We start from the raw sequence: 17,616 nt of genomic DNA, 5'->3' as shown, positions 1-17,616 counted from the left end.
TCGAAACGGGGATTTTTTTCGCGCAAACGTTGAAACCGCGCGCGGCGGGCTGCCGGGCGCGGTCCGAAAGGGGCAACGGCACTGGCCGACGGGCCGTCAGCCGATCTGCTGCATGATCGAGATCAGCTTCTTCGCGTAGTTCGGGTCCGTCGCGTAGCCGGCCTTCTGCATCCCGTGCGCGAAGCCTTCGACGCTGCGGCTCGCGCTAAGCACGCCCGAGTAGCGCGGATTGTTCTTCAGCAGGGTCGCGTAATCGGTCATCGCGTGCTCGTACGAGTCGTACGCGCGGAACTTCGCGACCACGCGGCGCGGCGTGCCGTTCACGTATTCGGTCGTCAGCGCCGACACCGTGCGGCCGGTCCAGCCCTTGGTCGCCTTGATGCCGAACACGTTGTAGCTGGTCGAGCCGTCGCTCGCGCGGATCTCGCGCTTGCCCCAGCCCGACTCGAGCGCGGCCTGGCCGACGATGAAGCGCGCCGGGATGCCGGTCGACGCGCTGGCCGCCTGCGCGGGGCCCGCGAGCCGGTCGACGAACGCGTCGGCGTCCTGCACGCCGCTCGCGCCCTTCAGCGGCGGCGTCAGCGCGCTGCCGGCCGAGTAGCCGCGCGTGCCGGCGAGCCCGCCGTTGTTCGCCGCGTTCGCGTAGGCCTTCGCCATCGCGTTCATCGCGGCGAGGCCGCCTTCGTTACCCGACGTGCCGAGGCCGCCCGCGCCCAGGCCGGCCGCGCCGACGTCGGCCGCCGTGTCGCTGCCCGCGCCCTGCCCCGCATTGCGCAGCAACTGCTTCATCAGCGCGTCGGCGACGCCGATCCCGCGCGTCGACATCTGCTGCGCGAGCTGCTGGTCGAGCATCGACGTGTACAGCTTGGACGTATGCGAATCGAACAGCCCGCCGTCCGGCGACGCGTCGCGCATGCTCTTGAGCATCATCTGCGTGAACATCGCGTCGAACTGGCCGGCGACCGCCTTCGCGCCGGCCTGCGGCGACTGTTTCGCCTGCGCGCGCAGCGCGTCGAAACCCTGCACGTCGAGCGCGAAGCGCTGCGTGAGGTCGTTCGCGTTCGGAAGAGAGGCTGCCATTTAGATGATCTCCAGGTCGGCGCGCAGCGCGCCGGCGGCCTTCATCGCCTGCAGGATCGACATCAGGTCCGCGGGCGTCGCGCCGAGCGTGTTCAGCGCCTTCACGACGTCGGCGAGATTCGCGCCGGCCGTCACCATCTTCAGCGCGCCGTTGTCCTGCTTGAGCTGGATCTGCGACTGCTGCGCCACCACCGTCTGCCCGTTCGAGAACGGCCCCGGCTGCGATACCACCGGCTGCGTGTTGACCACGACCGACAGGTTGCCGTGCGCGACCGCGCAGCTCTGCAGCGTGACCATCTGGTTCATCACGATCGAGCCGGTGCGCGCGTTCAGGATCACCTTCGCCGCGGCCTTGTCCGGGCTCACGTCGAGGTTCTGCAGGCGCGCCATGAACGCGACCTGCTGCGCCGAATCGGCCGGCGCGGCGAGCTGGATCGTGCGGCCGTCGAGCGCCGTCGCGGTGCCAGGGCCGAAGCTCGAATTGACCGCGGACACGATCCGCTGCGCGGTGCCGTAGTCCATGTCGTTCAGTTGCAGCTGCAGCACGCCGTTCATCTGCGCGATCGCGTTCGGCACCGAACGCTCGACGATCGCGCCGCCGACGATCCGGCCGGCCGCGAGCTGGTTCACCTGCACGCGGCTGCCGTTCGCGCTCGCGCCCGCGCCGCCGACCGCCATGTTGCCCTGCGCAAGCGCGTAGACCTGGCCGTCCGCGCCCTTCAGCGGCGTGAGCAGCAGCGTGCCGCCGCGCAGGCTTTTCGCGTTGCCGAGCGACGACACGGTGACGTCGAGCGCCTCGCCCGGCCGCGCGAACGGCGGCAGCGTGGCGGTCACCATCACGGCCGCGACGTTCTTCAGCTGCATGTTGCTCAGCGACGACGGGCCGCCGTTGGCCGAACCGTTGTTGATCGAGATGCCGAGGTTCGCGAGCATGTTCGCGAGCGTCTGCGTCGTGAACGGCGTCTGCATCGTCTGGTCGCCCGTGCCGTCGAGACCGACGACGAGGCCATAGCCGATCAGCGGGTTGTCGCGCACGCCCTGGATCTGCGCGAGATCCTTCAGGCGTTCCGCGTGCGCGGGCGCCGCGCCGAGCACGCACGCCGCGAACACGAGGGCGAGCCGCGCGGCGGCATGCGCGCGGGCCGACAGCCGGTTGAACAGGGTCTTCTGCATCGTCATCACCACGGCGCGATGTTGAGGAAGAAGCGCTGCAGCCAGCCCATCGTCTCGGCTTCGTTGATGTAGCCCTTCGACGAGTATTCGATCTTCGCGTCGGCGACCTGCGTCGAGTAGACCGAGTTCGCGCCCGAGATCGTGTTCGGGTTCACGACGCCCGAGAAGCGCACGAATTCGTTGCCCTGGTTGATCAGCATCTGCTTCTCGCCGCTGACCACCAGGTTGCCGTTCGGCAGCACGTTGGTGACGGTCACCGTGATCGTGCCGTTGAACGTGTTCGCCGCGCTCGCGCCACCGGTCGCCGCGAACTTGTTGTTGCCGGCGGCCGACAGGTTCGCCTTCGCGAACAGCCCGCCGAGGAAGCCGGCCGTCGGCACGTTGAAGTCGGTGTTGCCCTGCCGGTTCGTGTTCGCGCCCGACGACTTGGTCGCGTTGATGTTCTCCGCGATCATGATCGTCAGGATGTCGCCGACGTTGCGCGGCCGCTGATCCTCGAAGAGCGGCCGCCCCGCGTAGCCGGGGTTGTAGATCGAGCCGGGCGCCTGCATCGACATCGGCGCCGGCGGCTGCGCCGTCATCGGCTGCTGGATGATCGGATCGCGCGGAATCTGCGCGCAACCGGCGGCGAGCGCCGCCACCGCGACCGCGCATGCGGCGCGGACGGTGGCTGACGGGAGGAGGCGAACCTGCTTCATGGCGACGACGGGACTTTCCTGTTAGCTCTTCATCTGCGTGACGGTCTGCAGCATCTGGTCGGACGTCGTCACGGCCTTGCTGTTGATCTCGTAGGCACGCTGCGTCTGGATCATGTTGACGAGCTCCTGCACGACGTTCACGTTCGACGCTTCGACGTAGTTCTGGTTGAGCACGCCCGCGCCGTTCAGGCCCGGCTGCGACACGTTCGGCGCGCCCGACGACGTGGTCTCGGAGAACAGGTTCTCGCCGCGCGCCTCGAGGCCGGCCGGGTTGATGAAGGTCGCGATCTGCAGCGAGCCGATCTGCACCGAGTTGGTCGAGCCCGCCTGCGTGACCGACACGACGCCGTCCTTGCCGATCGTCAGCGACGTCGCGTTCTGCGGGATCGTGATCGCCGGCAGGATCTGGTAGCCGCTCGACGTGACGAGCTGGCCCTGCGCGTTGGTCTGGAACGAGCCGTCGCGCGTGTACGCGTTCGTGCCGTCCGGCATCAGCACCTGGAAGAAGCCCGCGCCGTTGATCGCGACGTCCTTCGAGTTGCCGGTCTGCGTGAGGCCGCCCTGCGTGTACAGGCGCTCGGTCGCGACCTGCTGCACGCCGGTGCCGAGCTGCAGGCCCGACGGCAGCTCGGTCTGCTGCGTCGAGTTCGCGCCCGGCTGGCGGATGGTCTGGTACAGCAGATCCTCGAACACCGCGCGCGACGCCTTGAAGCCGTTCGTGCTGGTGTTCGCGAGGTTGTTCGAAATCACGTCCATCTGCGCCTGCTGCGCATTCATGCCGGTGGCGGCGATGTAGAGCGAACGGTTCACTTGTCAATTCTCCTGCGTGGGCTGGCGCGGGCGCTCAGCTGAAGTTGAGCAGCTGGTTCGCCGACTGCTCGTTCTGGTCGGCCGTCTGGATCAGCTTCGACTGAAGCTGGAACGCGCGCGCGTTGTCGATCATCGCGACCATCGCGGTCACCGGGTTGACGTTGCTGCCCTCGAGCGAATTCGGCGTAACGACCACGTTCGGGTCGGCGTCGGCCGGATTGCCGTCGGCGGTGCGGAACAACCCGTCGTTGCCGCGCGTGAGCGTGGCCGGATCGGGATTGACGAGCTTCATCTGGTCGACGATCGCGACCGCCGTCGGCGGGTCGCCCGGCATCAGCGCGGACACCGTGCCGTCCTTGCCGATCGTCACTTCCGCGTTCGGCGGCACCGAGATCGGGCCGCCGTTGCCGACCACCGGCAGGTTGCTCGCGGTGACGAGCTGGCCGTTCTCGTCGACATGCAGGTTGCCGGCGCGCGTGTACGCCTCGCTGCCGTCGGCCGCCTGCACCGCCAGCCAGCCGGCGCCCTGCACGGCGACGTCGAGCGGGTTGCCGGTGCGCGTGATCGGACCCGGCGCGTAATCGGCGCCCGGCGTCGACGCGAGCACGTAGGTGCGCGTCGTCGTCGGGTCGATGTTGCTGCCGTCGCCGAAATTCATCGGCACCGCGCGATACGTCGCGAGCTGCGCGCGAAAGCCCGTCGTCGACGCGTTCGCGAGGTTGTTCGCGACGATCGCCTGCTGGTCGAGCGACTGCGACGCGCCCGTCATCGCCGTGTAGATCAGTCGGTCCATGGCTGCCCGTTATCCGCGCTTACAGGTTGATGAGCGTCTGGTCGACGGTCTGCTGCGTCTTGATCGTCTGCGCGTTCGCCTGGTAGTTGCGCTGCGCGGTGATCAGGTTGACGAGCTGCGACGTGAGGTCGACGTTCGAGCTCTCGAGCGCGCTGCCCTGCAGCGTGCCGTGGTTCGTGCTGCCCGGCGCCGAGATCTGCGGCACGCCCGACGCGGAGCTCTCCGCGTACTGGTTGCCGCCGAGGTTCACCAGCCCGTTCGGGTTGTTGAAGTTCGCGAGCGCGATCTGGCCGAGCACGGACGTCTGGCCGTTCGAGTAGTTGCCGGTCAGCTTGCCGTCGGTGCCGATCGTGTAGGTCGTCAGCGTGCCGCTCGCGAAGCCGTCCTGCGCGAGGTTGTTCACGCCGTCCTTGCCGCCGTACTGCGTCGTGCCGGTCAGGTCGAGCGTGAGGTTCTGCGGCGTCGCCGAGCCGTCGGTGTTCGGCACCGTGAACTGGAACTGGCCGAGCGACGTGGTCGGCGTGGCCGGCGTGCCCGTCGTCGTGCTCTGGATCGCGCCCGACGAGTTGAACGTGACCGTCCCGAGGTCGTTCGTCGCGCCGCCCTGCACACCCGCGTATGCTTCCCACGTGCCGGCCGCCGACTTCACGAAATACATGTTGACCGCTTGCGAGCCGCCGAGCGAGTCGTATACCTGGATCGACGTCGAGTAGTTGTACGTCGTGTTGTCGGTCGCGTTGAACGGCGTCTTGGTCGGCACCGTGTCCTGCGAGTTCAGGTTGAACTGCGCGGAGATCTTGGTCGTCGCGGTCGGCGCGAGGTTGGTCGTCGGCGCCTGCAGCGGCACGGTCTGCGCGGTGTTGATCACGCCGCCCGCGTTGGCTGCATAGCCCATCAGGTTGCGGCCCTGCGAGTCGACGATGAAGCCGTTCTTGTCGCGCTGGAACGTGCCGTCGCGCGAGTACGTCGTCACGCCGTTGTTCGACATCTGGAAGAAGCCGTTGCCGTTGATCGCGACGTCGAGCGACGAGTTCGTCGTGGTGATCCCGCCCTGGCCGAAGTTCTGCTCGACCGAGTTCAGCCGCGTCCCGATGCCGATCTGCGTGTTGGTCGACGTCGCGACCGAGTTCGCGTACATGTCGGCGAACTGCGCGGTGCTCGACTTGAAGCCGACCGTGTTCGCGTTGGCGATGTTGTTGCCGATCACGTCGAGCGCGTTCGATGCACCCGAGAGGCCGCTCAGACCCTGTTGATAACCCATTTCGGTCTCCGTTTCGAGAATGCTCGATCAGTATCAGTTGGTGGTGGTGCCGCCGGCCGAGGACGAGGACGACGCGGTGTTCGGGAAGATCGACGCGACCTGGGTCAGCCCCACCGTCGTGCCGTTCGACAGCACGAGCCCCGCCGTGCCGTCCGCCTGCTTGATCACGCTCTGCACCGTCGCGGCCGCGAGCGTCGTGGCCGGCTGCGGCGTGCCGTTGCTGTCGGTGTACGACGCGCTGACCGTGTACTTGCCGTCCGGCAGCGCGTTGCCCGCCGAGTCGGTCGGCGTCCAGTTGAACGGCACGGTGCCGGCCGACTGCGCGCCCGCCTTGATCGTGTTCACCACGGTGCCCGCCGCGTTCTTCACGGTGATCGTCAGGTTCGACACCGAGCTCGACAGCGACACGCCGAACGGCGACGCCGCGCCGCCCTTCACCGCGACCGCGTTGCCCGGCGCGAGCACGTTCGTGCCGATCAGCAGCGCGGCCTGCGTCTGCTGGCCGGCCGTGAGCTGCGACGACAGCGACGTGAGCGACGTATTCAGCTGCGCGATGCCGCTCACCGTGTTGATCTGCGCGAGCTGCGACGTCATCTGCGAGCTGTCGACCGGGCTCGTAGGATCCTGGTTCTGCAGCTGCGTGACGAGCAGCTTCAGGAACGTCGCCTGCAGGTCGCTCGCCGACGTGCCGTTGGTCGACGACACGTTGTTGGTGTTCATCGTGTCGGTCGGCAGGTTCGACACGTTCGTGCCGTTGCTGCCGATCGTCGTGCTGGAGGAAGTCATCCTGGGTGGCCTTCTGTCTGGACTTTCGGAACTGTCGGGTCTGTAAGGTCGGTCGGCGCGCGGCTTACGAGCCGATCGTCAGCGTCTTGAGCATCAGCGTCTTCGCGGTGTTCAGCGTCTCGACGTTGGCCTGGTACGAGCGCGACGCCGAGATCATGTTCACCATCTCCTGCACCGGGTCGACGTTCGGCATCTGCACGTAGCCGTTCGCGTCGGCGGCCGGGTTCGACGGGTCGTAGGTCGACTTCATCGGCGACGGGTCGTCCATCACCTTCGTCACGCGCACGCCGCCCACGCCCTGGCCGGACGCGGTGCGCGCGCCGCCGATCGGGTCGGTCGCGAACACGACCTGCTTGGCCTTGTACGGCTTGCCGTCGGGGCCGGTCGCGCTGTCGGCGTTCGCGAGGTTCGACGCGGTGACGTTCAGGCGCTGCGACTGCGCGGACAGCGCCGAGCCGGCGACGCCGAAGATGTTCATCAACGAAGGCATGGAAGCTCCTTTTGCTCGGATTCGGAGGCGGCGCGCGCCGTCACTGGTTCGTCGTGATCGCGGCGATCATCGCCTTGATCTGCTGGGTCATCACGGTCATCCCGGTCTGGTAGTGCAGCGCGTTGTTCGCGAACTGCACGCGCTCGACGTCGAGATCGACCGTGTTGCCGTCGAGCGACGGCTGCAGCGGCATCCGGTACTGCGCGCGGCCGTAGTCGTCCGCCGGGCCGCCCGTCGGGATCAGCTTCGCGGTGCCGGCCATGTGCCCCGCCGCCGTCGACACCATCGACATGCCGCTCGTCACGCCGGCCGGCTGCGTCATCGGCAGTTGCGCGGCGTTGCTCGGCGCGAGGCCGCCATTGGCCTGCTTCAGCGAGCGCGCGAGCGTCGACGCGAAATCGACGTCGCGGGCCTGGTAGCCGGGCGTGTCGGAGTTCGCGATGTTCGACGACAGCAGTTCCTGCCGGTAGGCGCGCACGTCGAGCGCCTGTCGGCCGAACGCGAATTCCGCATCGAGTTTGTCCAGCATGTGTGCGTCTCTCCGTATGAAGCGCTGCACGCCCCTCGCGCCGGATGGCGACCCGAGAGGCTTTTTTCCATGACAGCGATGGTAGGCGCCGGACGCAACCGGCAATCGGGCGAATAACGCGGCAAAGGCCCCCTCTATTCATCGTTTGCGCGACGGCCCCGCTCCCTAGAATGCGAAGCGGAGCAACGGATCGGGGATCGGGCAATGACTGGCAGCGCACTTCGCGGAAGGAACGGGCGGCTCCTGCACGTCCGGCGTGCGTTTGCGCGTGCCTTTGCGCTCTCCGCGGCACTGTGGATCGCCGCCCCGGCCGCGCACGCGGACGACGGGATGATCGTGATTCCCGGGCGCGGCGAGACGGCCGAAACCGCGCTCGCGCACGCCAATGCGGCAAGCGGCGGGCAGTTCGCCGGGAATGCGGCGATGGCGCCGGGTGCGGGCCTCGCGCCGGACGCGGGTCGCTCGACGAGCGGCACGGGTGCCGCCAGCACCGGCTACGCGCCGCAACCGGCCGGCACGATGGTCGTGACGACCGTCCCGCCACCGGCTGCTGTGGCACCGGCACCGGCGCCCCACCCCGTCTACGCAGCCGCCCGCGCCGCGTCGGCGTTGCCGGCGCCGCGCGCGACGCCGGGTTCCGCCAACCCGGCCCCGGCGGCCAATCCCACCAATGCCGCCCAGCCCGCGACGCCGCCCGGCCAGCAGGATCCCGAGTCGATCCGCCGCGCGGCCCTCGCGTTCCTGCAGCAGCAGATCGCGGGCCTGCCCGGCAAGACCACCGCGACGGTCACGACCGCGTTTCCGCGCGGGCTCGCCGCGTGCACGACGCTCGAGCCGTTCATGCCGACCGGCGCGCGCCTGTGGGGCCGCACGACGGTCGGCGTGCGCTGCGCGGGCGAGCGGCCGTGGACCGTCTACCTGCAGGCGAAAGTCACCGTACAGGCCACCTATTACGTCGCCGCGCGCCAGATCGCGCCCGGCGAGCCGCTCTCCGCGGCCGACCTGGTCGCCCGCGACGGCGACCTGACGGTGCTGCCGCTCGCGGTGATCACCGATCCGGCGCAGGCGATCGGCTCGACCGCGCTCGCGCGCATCTCGGCCGGGCTGCCGCTGCGGCAGGACCTGCTGAAGAGCGCGGCGTCGGTGTCGGCCGGCCAGACGGTGCGGGTGGTCGCGGCCGGGCCCGGTTTCACGATTTCGGCCGAGGGCAGCGCGCTGGCGAATGCCGCGCCCGGCCAGTCGGTCAGGGTGCGGATGGCGGCGGGCCAGATCGTCACGGCGATCGTCAAGGACGCCGGCACCGTGGAGATTCCGCTGTAGGGACGGATCCTGCGGCAAGAATGTAAAGAATTGTTTATTCGGAGCATTTCGGGCTCGCGATGCTAAAGTTCGGGCCGACCCGGCCGTTATCTGGGTCAAACCGAACAGGAAACCCATCGTGAAGATCGATTCCACTCCGAACCCGAGCCCCCTGGCGCCGACCGGCAACGGCGCGACCCGTGCGCCATCCGGCGCGGCCTCGTCTTCGTCCGCGCAGGCGGCCGACGCAGGGTCGACCGGCGGCGACACGACCGTGAACCTGTCGGGTCTGTCCGGCCAGTTGCGTTCGGTATCCGCGTCCGGCAACGCCGATATCGACACGGGCCTCGTCCAGTCGATCAAGGACGCGCTGAACAACGGCACGTTGACGATCGATGCGAGCAAGATCGCCGACGGCATATTGAATACCGCCCGCGAGCTGCTGCAGCAGCAGCGCCCGGGCAACTGAAGCCGGCCTCGCGGCCGGTCCCCCGGTCTACCGGTTTGCCGGCGCGCCCAACCCGCGCCGGCGCGACGAGCATGACGCGATGAGAGAAGAGCTGCTGGCCACGGTCAACGACGAACACGCGACGGTCGAGGCGTTCGCGTCCCTGCTCGCCTACGAGGAAAAGGCGCTGACGATGGCCCAGCCGCTCGAGATGCTGCCCGGGATCGTCGAGAAGAAGAGCGAGCTGATCGACCGGCTCGCGCAGCTCGAACGCACGCGCGACACCCAGCTTTCCGCGCTCGGCTTTCCGGCCGGCAAGAAGGGGATGGACCAGGCCGCCGAGCGCGATGCGCGCCTTGCCGGCCGCTGGCAGCTGCTGCAACAGGCCGCCGAACGCGCGCGCCAGGCCAATGCGAACAACGGGATGCTGATCCGGATCCGGATGGACTACAACGAGCGCGCGCTCGCGGTACTGCGCTCGGCGCCCGCGCCGGCCGGCGTCTATGGCCCCGACGGGCGCGTATCGGCGCTCATGCGCTGAAGCACGGACTGACCAATCGAGCGACCGGCAGCGGCGCCGCTGCCTTTCCTGCCGCACCACCTCATAGCAGCTCGCAGTACCTCGCAGCACCTCGCCGCCATTCGCGGCTTCCCGAGTTTCGACAGACCGGGCTCGAACCCGGCACCCACGGTCCCTTCCGATACACGGCTGCGCAGCCGCGCCGCCGTCCCGTCACAACAATCAGAAGAGGGCCGCATGCCATATTTCCGCATTCCGTTTTCGTACCGCATCGCCGCCGTTTCCGCCGCCGCGACGCTGGGCACCGCATTGACGCTGTCCGCCGCACAGGCCGCCGGCGCCGCGCCGCTGCCCGTGCCGACGGGCGACATGTCGCTGTCGCCGGCCGGCCCCGACGTCGTGCCGCCGGCCGCCCCGGCTACGCCCGGCGCGACGCCGCGCGCGCCGCGCCGCGGCTCCGACACCTACACGTACCTGCGTTGCTGGTACCGGATCGACGCGGATCCGCTGAAGCCGGCCGCGACCTACGAATGGGCGCGCGACCCCGCCGGCGGCGACTGGTATCGCGTGTCCGGCTACTGGTGGGCGGACGGCATCACGCAGTGGAAGAACATGTTCTACAGCACGACGACGCAGGACACGCTCGCCGACGTGTGCCGCAAGACGCTGGCCGCGAAAGGCATCAGGTCCGACCTCGTGCAGGCGGTCGCGGCGAACAACGCGCTGTCGTTCAACTACACGGTGTGGACCGTCGACGCCGCGCAACAGGACGCACGCGTCAACAAGCTGATCGTGTTCGGCGACAGCCTGTCCGACACGCAGAACATGTTCAACGCGAGCCAGTGGAAGCTGCCGAACGCCACGAGCTGGAATGCGGGGCGCTTCAGCAACGGCCCGGTGTGGGCCGAATATCTCGCGAACGCGCTGCGGCTGCCGTTCTACAACTGGGCGATCGGCGGCGCGGCGACCGACCAGTACCTCGTCGTGCCGGGCCTCGTGCAGCAGATCGACTCGTGGCGCGAATACATGGATCGCGCACCGGACTACCGGCCCGCCAACACGCTGTTCGCGGTGTTCGCGGGCGGCAACGACCTGGTGAACTACGGGCGCTCGCCCGAGCAGGCGGCGAATGCGGTGCGCGACAGCCTCGAGCGGCTCGCCGCGGCCGGCGCGACGCGGATCATGCTCGTCACGCTGCCGGACGTGTCGCGCGCACCGGTGTTCGCGACGCGCACCGACACGGCAAACGTCGCCGTGCAGGTGAAGGACTACAACCGGCGCCTCGCCGACGCGGCCGCCGCGCTGCGCGCCCGTTACGGCGCGACGCTGCGGCTCGAGGTGTTCGACGCGTACGCGCTGTTCGACGACCTGCTGAGCCATCCGGCCCAATACGGCTTCGACGACGCGAAGCGCGCGTGCCTCGACATCCCGAAGCCGTCGTCGCTCACCTACCTGAGCGCGCAGACGCCGCGTGCGGACTGCCGCGACCCGGCGCGCTTCGTGTTCTGGGACACGCTGCACCCGACGACACGCACGCACGCGTGGCTCGCCGAGCGGATCGCGCCGTTCGCGCGGGCGCGCCTGCTGAACTGACCGGCGCGGGCGGCGGTGCCTACAGCAGCGGACACGCGGTAACCTGCGTGCCGCGCTCGACGCACAGCCGCTCGTAATCGCGCAGGTACGCGCGCTCGTCGTCGTCCAGCAGGTCGAGATCGATCAGGTCCCAGTCGTAGCCGACCGTCACGATGTTCTCGAACGTCACGGTGTCCGGCTGCGCGTCGTCCTGACGGATGATCACGATGTTCTCGATCCGCACGCCGCCCTTGCCCGGCAGGTAGATGCCCGGCTCGACCGAAATCACCGCATTCGGCACGAGCCCGTACTGCGCGCCCGGCGCGAACCGCACGCCGCCCTCGTGCACGTGAATCCCGACGCCGTGCCCGGTGCCGTGGCCGAAATCGTGGCCGTGATCGCGGCACACCTGCCGCACGAGCGCATCGACGTCGCCGCCCTTTGCCGTGCTCGGGAAGCGCGTGACGAGCCCCTTGATGCAGGCCTTCAGCGCGACCGTGTAGATCTCGCGCTGCCACGGCTGCGCGACCGTATCCGGGTGCGTCCGGCGCAGCACCACGCGCGTGCAGTCCGTCGCGAAGCCGGCTTCGTAGTACGCGCCGCTGTCGAGCAGCACGAGTTCGCCTTCCGTCAGCTCGACGTCGGCGCTCGCCGCCGTGTAATGCGCGAACGCGCTGTTCGCGCCGTTCGCGGCGATCGACGGAAACGTCAGCGCAACCGCGGAGCGCGCGGCGTATGCATCGTTGATCGCGCGCGCCAGATCGTATTCGGTATGGCGCACGCCCGGCTCGCCCGGCTCGCCCGTCTTCGCCCAGCGCATCGTCTCGGCGATCGCCGCGGAACTGCGCGCAAACGCGTCGCGGAACCGGTCGAGCACCGCCGGCGTCTTGCCGGCCCGCATCGCCTCGACCGGGTTGAAGTCGGCATGCCGCGCGTGCGGCCACACCCGCTTCACCGCGTCGACGAGCGCGCAGTTCACCGATTCGAAGCCGTAGCACACGTGCTCGACCGCGAACGGCGCGAGAAAGCGCTCGAGCGCCGCGACATCGCGCCGGATCACATGCAGCGCCGGATACGATTCGAGCATGACCTCGCAGTGGTCGCAGCCTTCCGGCAGGAACAACGCCACCTGCCCGCCCACCGCGAACAGGAAGCCGAGGTGCGACGACGCATTCGGGATGTGATAACCGCGGCTGTTCAGCAGATACGCGAGGTCGTCCGATGCGCAGGTGAAGAAGGCGGTCCTGCCGTCCGGCGCGCCGGTGTGCGCGGCGAGCTTGGTGTTCAGCGCGTCGAGGTTCTGCGCGACGCTCAGGCCGGTCATCGCTTCCGGCACCTCGAAGATCGGCCGCTCGACGACCCAGCCCGGCAACGCGATCGCGAGATCGATCTCGCGATCGGCGAGACTCGTCCAGTCGAGCGACGCGGCCTGCGTCTGCCCGAACAGGCGATCGCGCTGCGCGACGCTGATCCGCCGCGCGTCGTAGCCGACCCGTGCGAGCCGGCTCCCGTGCGCGACCAGCCAGTCGGCCATCGCCTGCCAGATCGTCACGTTCATCCCGAGCTTCTCGATGCGCACGCGTGCCGGATCGCACTGCTGCTCGGCCTGCAGGTGATAACGGCCGTCGACGAACAGCACGAACGGCGGCACGCCGAGCGCCTGCGCGGTCGCCGCGCTCAGGAAGATCCCGCAGCCGGCCGAACCGTCGAAGCCCGACAGCGCATAACGCGGGTTGTTGCTGCGCGGCAGGTACTCGGTCACGTATTCGTCCTGCGACGTGACCAGCACCGCATCGAGCCGCGCGGCGTCGAGCAGGCGCGACAGGGCCGCCTGCGTGTCGACGACGGACGCGTCGTACGGGGGAAGGCCGGAGAAGCTGTATTTCAGTCGATCGATCATCGGAAGCCCGTTATGCATTGTTGTCGGCGGCCGGCGGTGACGCGGCGGGGGTACAGGCCCAAAGCGGGCCCAAAGCAGGCCTGACGCGGCCCGGCGCCGCTGCACGGTCGACACTCGACCCGGCGCGGCACGACGCCGGGCCGCCGTACCGTCCCGGCGGCGGTCCCTTTAAAAAATTTCGTCTCACTTAACTTTTTTTGATGCGCGCGACAGAATCTAGAGCACGCTGAAATTGAGGTCAAGCTGAAATTTTCGTAGGGCTAAAATCGGCATGACGCTTGCGGATCCCGGCACAACGGGCGTTCGTCCGGCGGCACCGCGCGGTACAATGCGCCGGCATCGCCGCCCCGACGGCCGTGCTTCATGCGGTGCGCGGAATTCCCTGTCCGGCGACTGCACCGCCCGTCCGCCCGCCTCCCGATTCGTTGCCGCGAAAGAGATTCATGGATTCAGACCTCATGCGTATCGGCCAGCGCATTCGCCGCCTGCGCCGGGAAGCGAAGAAGACGCTGCAGGAAGTCGCGACCGAAGCGAAACTGTCGGTCGGGTTCCTGTCCCAGGTCGAGCGCCATCTCACGGGCATTTCGCTGTCGTCGCTCGTCAACGTCGCGAAGGCGCTCGACGTGCCGCTCGGCGCGCTGATCGACCAGCCACGCCAGGTGCGGCCCGATTCGCACGAGGGCAGCCGCAAGGCGTACGCGCTCGACGCCACGTCGCAATGGTACGAACGCCTGTCCACCACGTTCGACGGCAGCCAGATCAACGCGCTCAAGGTGCGGATGATGGAAGGCTACCGCTCGGAATGGGTGGCGCACGGCGGCGACGAATTCGTGTATGTGCTGGCCGGCCGGATCTGCTTCACGATCGGCAAGAAGCATTACCCGCTGTCGCCCGGCGACTCGCTGCACTTCGACGCGCGCAAGCGGCATCGGGTCGCCAACGTGGGCGACGGGCCGGCCGAGCTGATCGCGGTCGGCACGCTGCCGCTGTTCGACGACCGTCGCGCCGGGTTCGTGTCCGCGACGACGGACACCACGAAACCGGCCCCCGTCGTGCGCGCCACGGCGGACGAACCGCGCACGAGCCGCCGCGCGCCGGCGCCCGAACGGGCGGATCGCGATCGGGCCGCCGGCTCGGTGAAAAAAGACCAGAAGGCGGCAGCCAAGCCGCGCGCGGCCGCCGGCAAACGCGTGGCGGCCGCCAAGCCGGCACGCAAGAAGAAGCCGTAACGGCTTTGCAGGCGCGCGACGCGCGCCCTTCCTGCCGCCCTTCCTGCCGCCCTTCCTGCCGCCCTATTCGCCGATCGCGAGCGCCTGCGCGACAGCCTCGATCCGCGCGCGATGCACGGCCTCCCGGATCTTCTCCGTATCGTTGCCGATGCCGCGCGCGATCGCGCCGGCATCGACGCTGCGCGCGGCCGCGAGCGCGACACGCAGCCGCTCGGCCTGCGGATACGGCTGCGTATCGAGCCCGAGCCGCCCGCGCGCATCCGATTCACACGCCTGCAGCATCTCGGCGAAACGCGCCGGCTTGCGCAGCGCATCGCTGCGCTCGAACAACCGCACCAGCGCGGCCGCGCCCATCTCCATCACGCGATGCAGGTTGCCGTGCTCGCGCGCGACCACGAGCGCGAGATCGCGGCATTCGTTCGGCACGCGCAGCCGTTCGCACAACGGCTTGAGCAGGTCGACGCTGCGTCCCTCGTGGCCGATATGGCGCGGCAGCACGTCGGCAGGCGTCGTCGCCTTGCCGAGATCGTGCGTGAGCGCCGCGAAGCGCACCGGCAGCGAATAACCCTGCTTCGCCGCATAGTCGACGACCATCATCACGTGCACGCCGGTGTCGACCTCCGGGTGGTAGTCGGCGCGCTGCGGCACGCCCCACAACGCATCGACTTCGGGCAGGATGCGCGCGAGCGCGCCGCACTCGCGCAGCACCGCGAACATCCGCGACGGTTTCACCTCCATGAGCCCGCGCGCGATTTCCTGCCAGACGCGTTCGGGCACGAGCGCGTCGACCTCGCCCGCATCGACCATCCGCCGCATCAGCGCGAGCGTTTCATCCGCGACCGTGAAATCCGCGAACCGCGCGGCAAAGCGCGCGATGCGCAGGATCCGCACCGGATCCTCGACGAACGCATCGCTCACATGGCGGAACACGCGCGCGCGCAGGTCGGCCTGCCCGTCGAACGGGTCGATCACGGGCCCGACCAGTTCGCCCTCCGGGCTCACCTCGCGCGCCATCGCGTTGATCGTCAGGTCGCGCCGCGCGAGATCCTCGTCGAGCGTCACGTCCGGCGCGTAATGAAACTGGAAGCCGTGATAACCGGCCGCCGTCTTGCGCTCGGTGCGTGCGAGCGCGTACTCCTCCTGCGTCCGCGGATGCAGGAAGACCGGGAAATCCTTGCCCACCGGCCGGAAACCCTGCGCGGCCATCTGCTCGGGGGTCGCGCCCACCACCACGTAGTCGCGGTCCTGCACGGGCACGCCGAGCAATTCGTCGCGGATCGCACCGCCTACAGCGTAGATGTTCATGGCTGCGGCTCGAATTCGGCGATCACGTTCGTTTCACGGCGCGCGGCGTCGATCCAGCGCTGGACGGCCGGCAGCGCCGTCACGCGGGCCGCATAACCGGCCGCCTCCGGCGACAGGCCCGGCGCGTACGTGTTGAAGCGCATCACGACGGGCGCGTACATCGCATCGGCAATCCCGAATTCGCCGAACAGGAACGGCCCGCCCGACGCCTCGAGGCACGCGCTCCACAACGCGTCGATGCGCGCGACGTCGGCGAGCGCATCGGGCGTCGCGCCGCGCCCCGGCATCGACGCGCGCACGTTCATGCCCATCTGCGTGCGCAGCGCCGCGAAGCCCGCATGCATCTCGGCCGCGACGCAGCGCGCATGCGCGCGCTCGAGCGGATCGGCCGGCCACATCGGAAACTGCGGATAGCGTTCGGCGAGCGTCTCGGCGATCGCGAGCGAATCCCAGATCGCGACGCCGTGGTCGTCGATCAGGCACGGCACCTTGCCGGACGGCGAATACTCGAGGATGCGTGCGGCCGTGTCGTCGTGGCGCAGCTCGATCGCGATCTCGTCGAACGGGATGCCGAAATGCACGAGCAGCAGCCACGGACGCATCGACCACGACGAGTAGTTCTTGTCTCCAATGACGAGTTTCATGACGGTGTTCCGGAAAGCGAGAAGATGAAAAGGGCGAAGCTGAACGACGGCACCCGGGCCGGCCTAGCGGCGCGAGCGGAACCAGTCGAACCGGGACCGCTGCGCGGCCTGGCCGAGATACGCGGGCGCGATGCTTTCGAGACTCGCGGGCGAGATCCCGAGCTCCGGCGCGAGCGGCCCCGACAGCACGTTCGGCACCGACATCGTCGCGAGATTGTCGCGCGTGAGCACGGGCTCGCCGGGCAAGCATTCGAACACGCTCGCCTGCAGCCGCGCGAGCGCGTCGGGCAGCCGCACGATGCGTGCCTGCCGGCCGACCAGCGTGCCGCAATAGCGGACCAGCTGCTCGAGCGTGTAGACGGTCGGGCCGCCGAGTTCGTAGGTCTTGCCGTGCGCGGCCGCGAGATCGAGCGTGTTGACGAACGCACGCACGACATCGCCGACGAACACGGGCTGGAAGCGCGCGTCGGGCATCGCGAGCGGCAGCACGGGCACCGTGCGCTGCAGGTTCGCGAACGTGTTGAGGAACGCATCGCCGGGGCCGAACACGACCGACGGGCGGAAGATCGTCAGCGCGAGCGAATCGGTCGCCGCGATCGCATGCAGCGCGGCCTCGCCGTCGCCCTTCGAGCGCTGGTACATGCTCGCGCCATGCGAATCGGCGCCGAGCGCGCTCATGTGCAGCACGCGCTGCACGCCCGCCTCGGTGCAGGCGGTCGCGAGCGCGGCCGGCAGCGTGACGTGCGCGCGCTCGAAGCCGGGCCCGTAGGGCGTACCGCGGCCGCCGTGCAGCACGCCGACGAGGTTGATCGCCGCGTGCGCACCGGCGACGAAGCGCGCGAGCGTGCGCGTGTCGAGCGCTTCGAGCTCGACGATTTCGACCGGCAGCATCTGCAGGTGGCGCGCGTGGTCGCGCCGGCGCGTGCCGATCCGTACCTGCTTGCCGGCTTCGATCAGCGCATTGACGAGCCGGCTGCCGATGAAGCCGGTGCCGCCCAGCAGCGCGACGGTCTGGCGATCCATGATGTGGGCCTCAAAAGAACACTGCCGCGTCTCGCGCGGCAGTGTGAAGATTGCTT

Annotated in this window: 18 protein-coding genes; 5 read left to right on the top strand and 13 right to left on the bottom strand. The window is 69.0% G+C overall.

Features of this window, described 5'->3' with window-relative positions; translation table 11 throughout:
- Positions 1-96: 96 nt before the first annotated feature.
- From flgJ to flgB, 9 genes are all read right to left on the bottom strand, one after another.
- Positions 97-1,080: a flagellar assembly peptidoglycan hydrolase FlgJ gene (flgJ, locus tag VK92_RS34830; RefSeq protein ID WP_027788924.1), complete on the bottom strand. Its 984-nt coding sequence runs from the start codon at positions 1,078-1,080 to the stop codon at positions 97-99.
- Positions 1,081-2,253, bottom strand: coding sequence for a flagellar basal body P-ring protein FlgI (locus tag VK92_RS34825; RefSeq protein ID WP_042978316.1), 1,173 nt, complete (start codon positions 2,251-2,253; stop codon positions 1,081-1,083).
- A 5-nt stretch (positions 2,254-2,258) separates the two neighbouring features.
- Entirely contained in the window at positions 2,259-2,951 is a 693-nt protein-coding gene (gene flgH, locus VK92_RS34820; RefSeq protein ID WP_021164161.1) for a flagellar basal body L-ring protein FlgH, read from the bottom strand.
- 21 nt (positions 2,952-2,972) lie between these two features.
- Complete coding sequence (gene flgG / locus VK92_RS34815; protein WP_021164160.1) at positions 2,973-3,761, bottom strand: flagellar basal-body rod protein FlgG; 789 nt, start codon at positions 3,759-3,761, stop codon at positions 2,973-2,975.
- A gap of 34 nt (positions 3,762-3,795) precedes the next feature.
- The gene (gene flgF / locus VK92_RS34810; RefSeq protein ID WP_027788921.1) at positions 3,796-4,554 is read right to left on the bottom strand and encodes a flagellar basal-body rod protein FlgF; all 759 of its coding nucleotides are present in this window, start codon (positions 4,552-4,554) and stop codon (positions 3,796-3,798) included.
- 19 nt (positions 4,555-4,573) lie between these two features.
- Entirely contained in the window at positions 4,574-5,815 is a 1,242-nt protein-coding gene (gene flgE / locus VK92_RS34805; protein ID WP_021164158.1) for a flagellar hook protein FlgE, read from the bottom strand.
- Positions 5,816-5,848: 33 nt separating this feature from the next.
- Positions 5,849-6,601, bottom strand: coding sequence for a flagellar hook assembly protein FlgD (gene flgD / locus VK92_RS34800; protein ID WP_021164157.1), 753 nt, complete (start codon positions 6,599-6,601; stop codon positions 5,849-5,851).
- Between the two features lie 64 nt (positions 6,602-6,665).
- Positions 6,666-7,091 carry a flagellar basal body rod protein FlgC gene (gene flgC, locus VK92_RS34795; RefSeq protein ID WP_021164156.1) on the bottom strand — a complete coding sequence of 142 codons (426 nt, stop codon included), beginning with the start codon at positions 7,089-7,091 and terminating at the stop codon, positions 6,666-6,668.
- A gap of 40 nt (positions 7,092-7,131) precedes the next feature.
- On the bottom strand, positions 7,132-7,620 hold the full coding sequence (gene flgB / locus VK92_RS34790) for a flagellar basal body rod protein FlgB (RefSeq protein ID WP_021164155.1): 489 nt from the start codon (positions 7,618-7,620) through the stop codon (positions 7,132-7,134).
- Positions 7,621-7,824: 204 nt separating this feature from the next.
- On the opposite strand from flgB, the gene flgA reads away from it, so the two are divergent.
- The 4 genes from flgA (at position 7,825) to VK92_RS34770 (ending at position 11,480) form a co-directional block, all read left to right on the top strand.
- Entirely contained in the window at positions 7,825-8,940 is a 1,116-nt protein-coding gene (gene flgA / locus VK92_RS34785) for a flagellar basal body P-ring formation chaperone FlgA (RefSeq protein ID WP_048026625.1), read from the top strand.
- 118 nt (positions 8,941-9,058) lie between these two features.
- Positions 9,059-9,388: a flagellar biosynthesis anti-sigma factor FlgM gene (flgM, locus tag VK92_RS34780; protein WP_048026624.1), complete on the top strand. Its 330-nt coding sequence runs from the start codon at positions 9,059-9,061 to the stop codon at positions 9,386-9,388.
- Between the two features lie 79 nt (positions 9,389-9,467).
- On the top strand, positions 9,468-9,908 hold the full coding sequence (locus tag VK92_RS34775) for a flagella synthesis protein FlgN (RefSeq protein ID WP_021163144.1): 441 nt from the start codon (positions 9,468-9,470) through the stop codon (positions 9,906-9,908).
- A 216-nt stretch (positions 9,909-10,124) separates the two neighbouring features.
- Entirely contained in the window at positions 10,125-11,480 is a 1,356-nt protein-coding gene (locus tag VK92_RS34770; protein ID WP_048026623.1) for an SGNH/GDSL hydrolase family protein, read from the top strand.
- A gap of 19 nt (positions 11,481-11,499) precedes the next feature.
- Here VK92_RS34770 and VK92_RS34765 read toward each other — a convergent pair whose 3' ends face one another.
- On the bottom strand, positions 11,500-13,359 hold the full coding sequence (locus VK92_RS34765; RefSeq protein WP_048026622.1) for a M24 family metallopeptidase: 1,860 nt from the start codon (positions 13,357-13,359) through the stop codon (positions 11,500-11,502).
- 443 nt (positions 13,360-13,802) lie between these two features.
- On the opposite strand from VK92_RS34765, the gene VK92_RS34760 reads away from it, so the two are divergent.
- Complete coding sequence (locus VK92_RS34760) at positions 13,803-14,588, top strand: helix-turn-helix domain-containing protein (protein ID WP_048026621.1); 786 nt, start codon at positions 13,803-13,805, stop codon at positions 14,586-14,588.
- 63 nt (positions 14,589-14,651) lie between these two features.
- On the opposite strand, the gene VK92_RS34755 is transcribed toward VK92_RS34760, so the two are convergent.
- The 3 genes from VK92_RS34755 to VK92_RS34745 form a co-directional block, all read right to left on the bottom strand.
- Complete coding sequence (locus tag VK92_RS34755) at positions 14,652-15,893, bottom strand: multifunctional CCA addition/repair protein (RefSeq protein WP_021163148.1); 1,242 nt, start codon at positions 15,891-15,893, stop codon at positions 14,652-14,654.
- A complete protein-coding gene (locus VK92_RS34750) occupies positions 15,890-16,537 on the bottom strand; it encodes a glutathione S-transferase family protein (protein WP_042977654.1) in 648 nt (215 codons plus the stop codon). Before VK92_RS34750 ends, VK92_RS34755 begins: the two co-directional genes overlap by 4 nt.
- Before the next feature lie 63 nt (positions 16,538-16,600).
- Complete coding sequence (locus VK92_RS34745) at positions 16,601-17,560, bottom strand: complex I NDUFA9 subunit family protein (protein WP_042977656.1); 960 nt, start codon at positions 17,558-17,560, stop codon at positions 16,601-16,603.
- Between the last annotated feature and the right edge of the window lie 56 nt (positions 17,561-17,616).

It is taken from the genome of Burkholderia sp. LK4 (assembly GCF_001043615.1).
Taxonomy (GTDB): Bacteria; Pseudomonadota; Gammaproteobacteria; order Burkholderiales; family Burkholderiaceae; genus Burkholderia; species Burkholderia cepacia.
Note: the sequence above shows the minus strand (reverse complement) of the source record. Positions and strands in the feature narration are given on the sequence as shown.

Bases quoted from the DNA above. Each gene is read 5' to 3' on its own strand.
- flgE (WP_021164158.1), bottom strand. From the start codon at position 5,815: ATGGGTTATCAACAGGGTCTGAGCGGCCTCTCGGGTGCATCGAACGCG.
- VK92_RS34760 (WP_048026621.1), top strand. From the start codon at position 13,803: ATGGATTCAGACCTCATGCGTATCGGCCAGCGCATTCGCCGCCTGCGC.
- VK92_RS34755 (WP_021163148.1), bottom strand. From the start codon at position 15,893: ATGAACATCTACGCTGTAGGCGGTGCGATCCGCGACGAATTGCTCGGC.
- flgA (WP_048026625.1), top strand. From the start codon at position 7,825: ATGACTGGCAGCGCACTTCGCGGAAGGAACGGGCGGCTCCTGCACGTC.
- VK92_RS34745 (WP_042977656.1), bottom strand. From the start codon at position 17,560: ATGGATCGCCAGACCGTCGCGCTGCTGGGCGGCACCGGCTTCATCGGC.
- VK92_RS34750 (WP_042977654.1), bottom strand. From the start codon at position 16,537: ATGAAACTCGTCATTGGAGACAAGAACTACTCGTCGTGGTCGATGCGT.
- flgD (WP_021164157.1), bottom strand. From the start codon at position 6,601: ATGACTTCCTCCAGCACGACGATCGGCAGCAACGGCACGAACGTGTCG.
- VK92_RS34770 (WP_048026623.1), top strand. From the start codon at position 10,125: ATGCCATATTTCCGCATTCCGTTTTCGTACCGCATCGCCGCCGTTTCC.
- flgB (WP_021164155.1), bottom strand. From the start codon at position 7,620: ATGCTGGACAAACTCGATGCGGAATTCGCGTTCGGCCGACAGGCGCTC.
- flgH (WP_021164161.1), bottom strand. From the start codon at position 2,951: ATGAAGCAGGTTCGCCTCCTCCCGTCAGCCACCGTCCGCGCCGCATGC.
- flgC (WP_021164156.1), bottom strand. From the start codon at position 7,091: ATGCCTTCGTTGATGAACATCTTCGGCGTCGCCGGCTCGGCGCTGTCC.
- VK92_RS34775 (WP_021163144.1), top strand. From the start codon at position 9,468: ATGAGAGAAGAGCTGCTGGCCACGGTCAACGACGAACACGCGACGGTC.
- VK92_RS34825 (WP_042978316.1), bottom strand. From the start codon at position 2,253: ATGCAGAAGACCCTGTTCAACCGGCTGTCGGCCCGCGCGCATGCCGCC.
- VK92_RS34765 (WP_048026622.1), bottom strand. From the start codon at position 13,359: ATGATCGATCGACTGAAATACAGCTTCTCCGGCCTTCCCCCGTACGAC.
- flgJ (WP_027788924.1), bottom strand. From the start codon at position 1,080: ATGGCAGCCTCTCTTCCGAACGCGAACGACCTCACGCAGCGCTTCGCG.
- flgF (WP_027788921.1), bottom strand. From the start codon at position 4,554: ATGGACCGACTGATCTACACGGCGATGACGGGCGCGTCGCAGTCGCTC.